The sequence below is a fragment of the Saccharopolyspora elongata genome (assembly GCF_004348985.1).
In the GTDB taxonomy this organism is placed as follows: Bacteria; Actinomycetota; Actinomycetes; order Mycobacteriales; family Pseudonocardiaceae; genus Saccharopolyspora; species Saccharopolyspora elongata.
The window spans coordinates 142,297-149,667 of record NZ_SMKW01000015.1 but is presented as its reverse complement, the minus strand read 5'-3'; the positions used below and the strand labels follow the sequence as shown (position 1 = coordinate 149,667).

Here is a 7,371-nt window from a genome sequence, read left to right as displayed (position 1 = left end):
CTGGCCACCCGCTACGCCCGCGAGCGGCTGACCGACATCGCCAAGAACCAAGGAGCCACCGTGCCCACCACCCCCGAGGTCCTGTTCGTCTGCGTGCACAACGCCGGCCGCTCCCAGATGGCCGCCGGCCTCCTGCACCACCACGCCCAGGGCCGCGTGACCGTCCGCTCCGCCGGATCCGCACCCGCCGACACCATCAACCCCGCCGTGCTCGAGGTCATGAACGAGCTCGGCCTCGACCTGTCCCAGGAGTTCCCGAAGAAGCTCACCACCGACGCCGTCGAAGCCGCCGACGTCGTTATCACCATGGGCTGCGGCGACGCCTGCCCCGTCTTCCCCGGCAAGCGCTACCTCGACTGGGAACTCACCGACCCAGCCGGGAAGTCCATTGAGGACGTTCGGCCGATCCGCGACGACATTGACCGCCGCGTCCGCGCCCTGTTGGCCGAACTCGTGCCCGAAGCGGCGAAGTGAGCGTCGTCCGCAACGTGATCATCGTGGGCTCTGGCCCTGCCGGGTACACCGTTGAGGTGTACCCGCCGCCGGGAGCGGGAAAGCCCGGCACCGGGGGATTTTCCGGTGCCGGGCTTTGCCTCGGTGGTTATTGCGTTGCGGCGTTCTGCGGGGTGTTCTGCTTCTCGTCGCCGAGCTTCATGCCCTTCGTTTCCGGCAGGAGCCAGAACGTGATCAGCGTGATCACCCCCAGGCAGATCGCGTAGATGTTGAACCAGCCCGACAGGTCCAGCTCCGACAGGTACGTCTGGACGTAGGGCGCGGTGCCGCCGAACAGGCCCACCGTCAGCGCGTACGGCACGGCCAGGCCGAGCGCCCGGATACCGGTCGGGAACAGTTCCGCCGTGATCGCCGGGCCGATCGCGTTGAGCACGCCGTTGAGCACCACGCCGATCGACATCGCGACGAACAGCTGCCAGACCTCGCCCTGGATCAGCATGTTCAGTGGGTAGAACAGCACCAGGTACACCGGCCAGACGATCAGCAGCAGCCGGCGGCGGCCGATCCGGTCCGACAGCCAGCCCCAGACCGGCATCGACGCGATGTAGAGCGCCGTTGCCGCCGCGCCCGCCAGCATCGCGCCGGTCGGATCGGTGTGCCGCTGCGAGATGGCGAACGTCGGGGCGTTGACGGCCCAGACGTAGTAGACGATGGTGCCGCCGACATTGATGCCCACCACCCACAGCATCGGCTTGATGTTGGCCCGCAGCATCCGCAGGGTCGACCGCCTCGGCCGGGCCTCCTTCGCGACCGGCTCGGCGTCCGCCGCGGCCTTGAAGATGTCGGTCTCGGTGAACTGCTTGCGGAGCACCAAGGCGTACAACCCGAGGAAACCGCCCAGCACGAACGGGATCCGCCAGCCGAAGCTCGCCATCTGCTCGGGGCTGAGCAGCGCGGAGAGCGCTGCGCCGAGCGCCATGGAGAACAACGTCCCGATGCCGCCGGACACGTAGATCACGCTGGACCACAGGCCCCGGCGCTCCGGAGGCGCGATCTCCGCGAGGTAGGTCTGCACCGACGGCAGCTCGCCGCCGTGCGCCAGGCCCTGCGCCAGCCGCGCCAGCACCAGGATCGTCGGCGCGAGCAGCCCGACCTGGTCCGCGGTCGGGCACAACGCGATGACGAAGCACGACCCCGCCGACAGCCCGATGCTCAGCGTCATCACCGGTTTGCGGCCGACCCGGTCGGCCATCCAACCGAAGAACATCCCGCCGATCGGCCGCGCCACGAACCCGATGGCGAACACCGCGAGCGTCTTGAGCAGGTCGGATCCGGCGCTACCGCTGTGGAAGAACTGGGAGGCGAAGAACACCGAGTACGCGGCGTAGACGCCCCAGTCGTACCACTCGATGGCGTTGCCGAGGCCGAGCCCGATCAGGACCTTGCGCCGCGACAGGGGAGCAGTGGGCGCGCTCATGCACACAACCTTTCCGCGGCGAGGCCCGCCAGCAGTGCGGATGCCCGGCCGAGCACCGAGCTGTCGAATCGGGCCAGCGGCGAGTGGTTCGCCGGCGCCTTCCCCGGTTCCACCCCCGGCACGTGCGCGCCGAGGAAGAGCAGCACGCCGGGAACTTCCTGCAACACCCGGGAGAAGTCCTCGGATCCCTGCGACGGGTGCTCCGCGGCGTGGTAGTGCTCTTCGCCGAACAGCTCGCGGGCGACGCCGCCGACGTACTCGGCTTCGGCGGCGTCGTTGACGGTCGCCGGATAGCCCGCGGTCAGCGTGACGTCCACCTCGACGCCGTGCGCCGCCGCGATCCCCCGCAGGTACCGGCCGAACACCTCGCGCAGCTCCGGTTCGGCGTCGGGATCGACGGCCCGGACGGTGGCCTCGAAGGACGCGGTGTCCGGGATGATGTTGGCGGTGGTGCCCGCGCGCAGCACCCCGACCGTGACGATGACCGGGGAGAACACGTTGAACGAGCGGGTCACCGCGGTCTGCAGCGCGCCGACCATCTCGGCGGCGGCCACGATCGGATCCCTTGCCTCGTAAGGAGTCGCGCCGTGCCCGCCGGTGCCGCGCACCGTGACTTCGAGGGTGTAGGACGCGAACAGCGTGACGCCGGCCCGGCCGGAGATCAGGCCGGCGGGCAGCCGGTGCGGCACGACGTGCAGGGCGTAGGCGTGGTCGGGCCGGCGGCCCGCCGCGTCGAGCACGCCCTCCTCGATCATGACGCGCGCGCCGTCGTAACCTTCCTCGCCCGGCTGGAACATGAACACCACATCGCCGGCCAGCCGGTCGCGGTGCGCGCTCAGCAGCCGGGCCGCGCCGATCAGGCCCGCGGTGTGCAGGTCGTGGCCGCAGGCGTGCATCGCGCCGTTGGTGGCCGCGAATTCCTCGCCGGAGCGCTCCTCGACGGGCAGCGCATCCATGTCCCCGCGCAGCAGCACGGTGGTCCGCCCGCCCGGGGCGGGCTCGGAGCCGGTGCCGCGCAGCACGGCGGTCACCGAGGTCGTCCCGGTGCCGGTGCTGATCTCCAGCGGTAGCCCGCGCAGTTCGTCCAGCACCCGTTCCTGGGTGCGCGGCAGGTGCAGGCCGACCTCGGGCTCCCGGTGCAGCGCCTCGCGCACCCTGGCCAGGTCGGGCTGCAACGCCCGGGCGTCATCCAACAGATCCAATGTCGTGAACCTCTCTCAACCTCTCGTCCAGCTGGTCTAGAGTTTGAGCGCGCAGGCGGAGCAACAAGATCATCCGCTGGATGCGCTCGCCCATGGCACATCGAGAGCGGGAAACGTGCATCAGGACTTCTCGGAAAGCGACTTGGCGCTCATCCACGCCCTGCAGCTCCAGCCCCGCGCGCCCTGGACCTCGCTGGCGCCCGTGCTGGGTGCGTCGCCGACGGCGTTGGCGCAGCGCTGGGCCCGGCTCCGCGCGGCGGGGATGGCGTGGATCACGGCGTATCCGGTGCACGGCGTGTTCTCCGGCGGCGCGATGGTGGCGCTGGTCGAGATGAACTGCATTCCGGGCGCGGTGGACGACGTCGCCGCGAAGCTGGAGCGGATGCCCCGCGTGCACAACCTCGAACACGCCGCCCAGGGGCGGGACCTGATGCTGACGGTCTCCGCCGGTTCGTTCGGCAAGCTGTCGGCGCTGCTGCTGGACGAGCTGCCGAAGCTGCCTGGAGTGGCGTCGCTGCGCTCCCACATCGGAGCCCGGATGCACATCGAGGGCAGCCAGTGGCAGCTGGACGCGCTGGACCGGGAGCAGCGCGAGGAGATCCAGCGCGCCGGCCGCGCCGAGCAGGGCAGGCCCAGCGAACCGATCTACCTGCGGTCCGACGTCTACGCGCCGCTGGTGTCCGCCCTGGCGCACGACGGCCGGGCCACGGCCGCCGAACTCGCCGCCCAACTGGGCCGGCCGACCTCCACGGTCCGCCGCCAGCTTTCCGCTCTATTGCGCTCCCGGACGCTGAGGCTGCGCTGCGAAGTCGCCCAGTTGCACACCCGGTGGCCCATGCAGGTGATCTGGTGGTGCCGGCTGCCGGGCAGCACGCTGGCCGCGGCGGTGTCCCGGTTGCGCGAGGACTCGCGGGTGCGGTTGTGCATGTCGGTGACGGGTTCGGCGAACCTGGTGGTGAACGCGTGGACGGCGGACATGGGCGACCTGATGAACATGCAGGACAGCCTCGAGCGGCTGTTGCCCGCAGGGGGGATCGTGAACAGTTCGGTGATCCTGCGGACCCGGAAGCGGGTGGGCTGGCTGATGCACCCGGACGGCCGCTGCACGGGCGAAGTCATCCCGCTGCCCGGGCCGCTGTCGGGCGAGCCCGAGGTTGATCGTCCGAAGTAGATGGATCAGGGAAACCGGACGGAGCGGAGGAAGGCGGGCAGCAGCCACGGCCGACGCCCCCAGACAATCGTCCGTGCGGTGCAAGCGAGTACGCCGGCATCCGGGGCCTGACCTGGGCGGAAGTCGAGCAGCCGTAACGGGAGTGTCGTCAGGCGGCCAGGCCGTCCATCGTCACCGGCAGGTGGCGGGGGCCGCGCAGGATCGGGCTCGGCCGGTACGGCGGCGGGTCTTCGACCAGCTGCGGATCGCGCAGCCTGCGGGCGAGTTCGGTCAGCGCGATCTGGGTTTCCAGCCGGGCGAGCGGCGCGCCGAAGCAGGCGTGCACGCCGGAGCCGAAGCCGAGGTGCTGGTTGTCCTCGCGCTTCGGGTCGAAGCGGTCCGGGTCGGGGAAGCGCGCCGGATCCCGGTTGCCCGAGGCCAGCAGCAGCCACACCGGCGCGCCCTTGGGGATCACGCTGCCCGCGACCTCGACGTCGGTCAACGTCGTGCGCTGGGGCAGTATCTGCACCGGAGGCTCGTAGCGCAGCAGCTCCTCCACGGCGCGGGCCGCCGCCATCGGCTCGGCCCGCAGCAGTTCCAGCAACTCCGGCTTCCGCAGCATCGTGAGCATCCCGTTGGTGATCAGGTTGACGGTGGTCTCGTGCCCGGCGATCAGCAGCAGGACCGCGTTGGTGATCACCTCCAGCAGGGACATCCGCCCCTCCGGCCCCTCGTCGGTGATCCACGCGGACAGCATGTCGTCGCCCGGGTGGCGGCGGTGCTCCTCGATCAGCGCCGCCAGGTACTGCCCGAGTTCGAGGCGGCCCTGGCGCACCGCGTGCCGCTGCGCCTCCTGGTCCTCGGCCGGGCTGAGCCCGGCGACCACCACGTCGACCAACCGCCGGAAGTGCGGCTCGTCCTCCCGCGGCACGCCCAGGAGCTGGCAGATCACCGCGACGGGGAAGGGGTAGGCGAAGTCGTCGACCACGTCGAAGCGGTCCCGGCCGTCGAGCCCGTCGATCAGCCCGGTCACGGTCCCGGCGAGGTCGCCGCGCATGTCGTGGATGCGTCGCGGGCTGTGCGGGGGACCGAACGGGCGCATCGCCAGGCGGCGCAGCCGGTCGTGCTCGGGCGGGTCCAGCCGGATGAAGCTGGGCGGCAGCATCCCCTCGTCGTCCGGTGTCGTGCCGACCAGCGGATCGGCGCCGGGGGCGAGGTTGCGGGCGTCGGAACTGATTCGCGGGTCCTGCAGCAGGTTCCGGATCTCCCAGTAGGTGGTGACGAGATGGATGCCGCTGTCGTCGCGCACCACCGGCGTGCCGCGGAGCTCGGCGTAGACCGGGTACGGGTCGGCGCGGACGGCTTGGTCGGTGATCCGCCGCACCGGGCTGGTCGTGTGCATGGACGCGCTCCTCGGAGTCAGGCGCGGGCCGGTGTGAAGACGACCCGCCGTTCGCTGGGCGAGTGACCGGTCAGGGTGACGGTGGGGCTGTGGGTGGGCAGCGTCGGATCCGGGAACCTGGCCGGCACCGGTCGCAGCGCGGCCGAGCGCTGGTCCACGCCGGGGAAGCCCGGCGGGAACGGCGCGGCCTGCTCGATCAGCCGCTTGTAGAAGCCCATCCACTTCCCGTGGTCGAAGCCGACCGCGGCGATGACGCGCCCCTGGTAGCCGTACGCGGCGGCGAAGCAGTGCGCCTCCAGCGCGCCCTGCTGCACGATCAGCTCGTCCGCCATCGACGGCACGCCGACGGACTTGATGTTCACCCCGAACTGGGCCGACCAGAACGACGGCATCCAGAGGTGCGGGCGCCGCTGCGAGCCGGTGCTGATCATGTTGTGCGCGGCGATCTCGGCCTGCGCCACGGCGTTGCCCCAGTGCTCCAGCGCGAGGAACTGGTAGCCGAACAGCGGATGCGGGGTGCGCGCCACGTCGCCCGCGGCGAACACGTCGTCGGTGACGATGCCGTGGACGTCGAAGGCCCGGCAGCCGGCGTCGCAGGCGATGCCGCGGGGGCCGGCGGCCAGGCCCGAACCCGCCAGCCAGTCGGTGTTGCGCACCGCGCCCAGCGCGACCACGGCCACTTCCGCATCCACCACGGTGCCGTCGGACAGGTGCGCGCGCTTGAGGCGGCCACCGGCATCGCCTTCCAGCGCGGTCACCATGACCCCGCAGCGGAGGTCGACACCGTGCTCGCGCTGCAACTGCGCGGCCACGTCGCCGACCACGCCGCCGAGCGCGCCTACCAGCGGAGCTTCGCCGCGCTCGGCGACGGTGACCTGCAGGCCCCGCTCCCGGCACGCCGAGGCGACCTCCGAGCCGGTGAAGCCGGCGCCGATGACCAGCACCCGGTTCGGCCGCCTGGCCAGCCGCCGCGCGAGCCCAGCGGTGTCGTCCCTGGTGCGCACCACGCACACGCCGTCGAGCGCGGCCTCGGTCTCGTGCGGCCACGGGCGGGAGCGCCCGCCGGTGGCGATCAGCAGGCGGTCGAACCCGACCTCGCCGCCGTCGGCCAGCAGGACCCGGCGGCCGTCCCGGTCGAGCCCGGTGGCGGCGACGCCGAGCCGCCACTGCGCGTCGATCGCGCGCCGGCGGGGGAGACCGGTGTCCTCCGGCAGCGACCGGCCGAGCAGCACCTGCTTGGAAAGGGGCGGCCGGTCGTAGGGCTCGTGGGGCTCGTCCCCGATCAAGGTGAGCGAGCCAGCGAAGCCTTCCTCGCGCAGCTGCTCCGCCGCCCGCAGACCGGCGAGCGAAGCGCCGACGATCACGATGCGGCCGTCTTCGCGCAGCGCCGCCAGCTGACTGTCAGCGGACATCGCCGCCAGCTCTCCGGCGGTCGACCAGGATCGCCTGGACCGGACAGGCCGCGGCGGCGCGCAACACGTCGTCGCGGTGCGCCTCGTCGACGCGCGGCTGGTAGAGCAGGGCCTCTTCGCCGTGCAGCGAGAAAACTCCCGGCGCCAGGAACGCGCATTGCGCGAATGCCTGGCAGCGGTTCAGGTCGACGACAATCCTCATCCCGACTCGCCCCCTCGACGTCGCAAGGCGCGTCGGCCGCATCGAGACACCCGCGCCCCGCCTCATGCTGGCA

7 protein-coding genes are annotated in these 7,371 nt (G+C 71.6%); 2 read left to right on the top strand and 5 right to left on the bottom strand.

Annotation, left to right across the window (positions count from 1 at the left end; all coding sequences use genetic code 11):
- Window positions 1-474 (top strand): arsenate reductase ArsC (locus tag E1288_RS14380; protein WP_235883543.1); only part of this gene is annotated, 474 nt, incomplete at its 5' end.
- 127 nt (window positions 475-601) lie between these two features.
- On the opposite strand, the gene E1288_RS14370 is transcribed toward E1288_RS14380, so the two are convergent.
- The gene (locus tag E1288_RS14370; protein WP_132485173.1) at window positions 602-1,930 is read right to left on the bottom strand and encodes an MFS transporter; all 1,329 of its coding nucleotides are present in this window, start codon (window positions 1,928-1,930) and stop codon (window positions 602-604) included.
- Window positions 1,927-3,132 (bottom strand): M20 metallopeptidase family protein, encoded by a 1,206-nt coding sequence (locus E1288_RS14365; RefSeq protein ID WP_132485171.1) that lies wholly within the window; start codon window positions 3,130-3,132, stop codon window positions 1,927-1,929. The genes E1288_RS14370 and E1288_RS14365 overlap by 4 nt, the downstream gene beginning before the upstream one ends.
- Window positions 3,133-3,274: 142 nt before the next feature.
- Here E1288_RS14365 and E1288_RS14360 point away from each other — a divergent pair, with 142 nt between their 5' ends.
- Window positions 3,275-4,303, top strand: coding sequence for an Lrp/AsnC family transcriptional regulator (locus tag E1288_RS14360; protein ID WP_235883542.1), 1,029 nt, complete (start codon window positions 3,275-3,277; stop codon window positions 4,301-4,303).
- 148 nt (window positions 4,304-4,451) lie between these two features.
- On the opposite strand, the gene E1288_RS14355 is transcribed toward E1288_RS14360, so the two are convergent.
- Genes E1288_RS14355 through E1288_RS14345 form a run of 3 tightly spaced genes read right to left on the bottom strand, consistent with a single transcriptional unit; the run spans window position 4,452 to window position 7,298 of the window.
- Window positions 4,452-5,684 (bottom strand): cytochrome P450, encoded by a 1,233-nt coding sequence (locus E1288_RS14355; protein ID WP_132485167.1) that lies wholly within the window; start codon window positions 5,682-5,684, stop codon window positions 4,452-4,454.
- 17 nt (window positions 5,685-5,701) lie between these two features.
- Window positions 5,702-7,096: an NAD(P)/FAD-dependent oxidoreductase gene (locus tag E1288_RS14350; protein ID WP_132485165.1), complete on the bottom strand. Its 1,395-nt coding sequence runs from the start codon at window positions 7,094-7,096 to the stop codon at window positions 5,702-5,704.
- A complete protein-coding gene (locus tag E1288_RS14345; protein ID WP_132485163.1) occupies window positions 7,086-7,298 on the bottom strand; it encodes a ferredoxin in 213 nt (70 codons plus the stop codon). Before E1288_RS14345 ends, E1288_RS14350 begins: the two co-directional genes overlap by 11 nt.
- Window positions 7,299-7,371 lie beyond the last annotated feature (73 nt).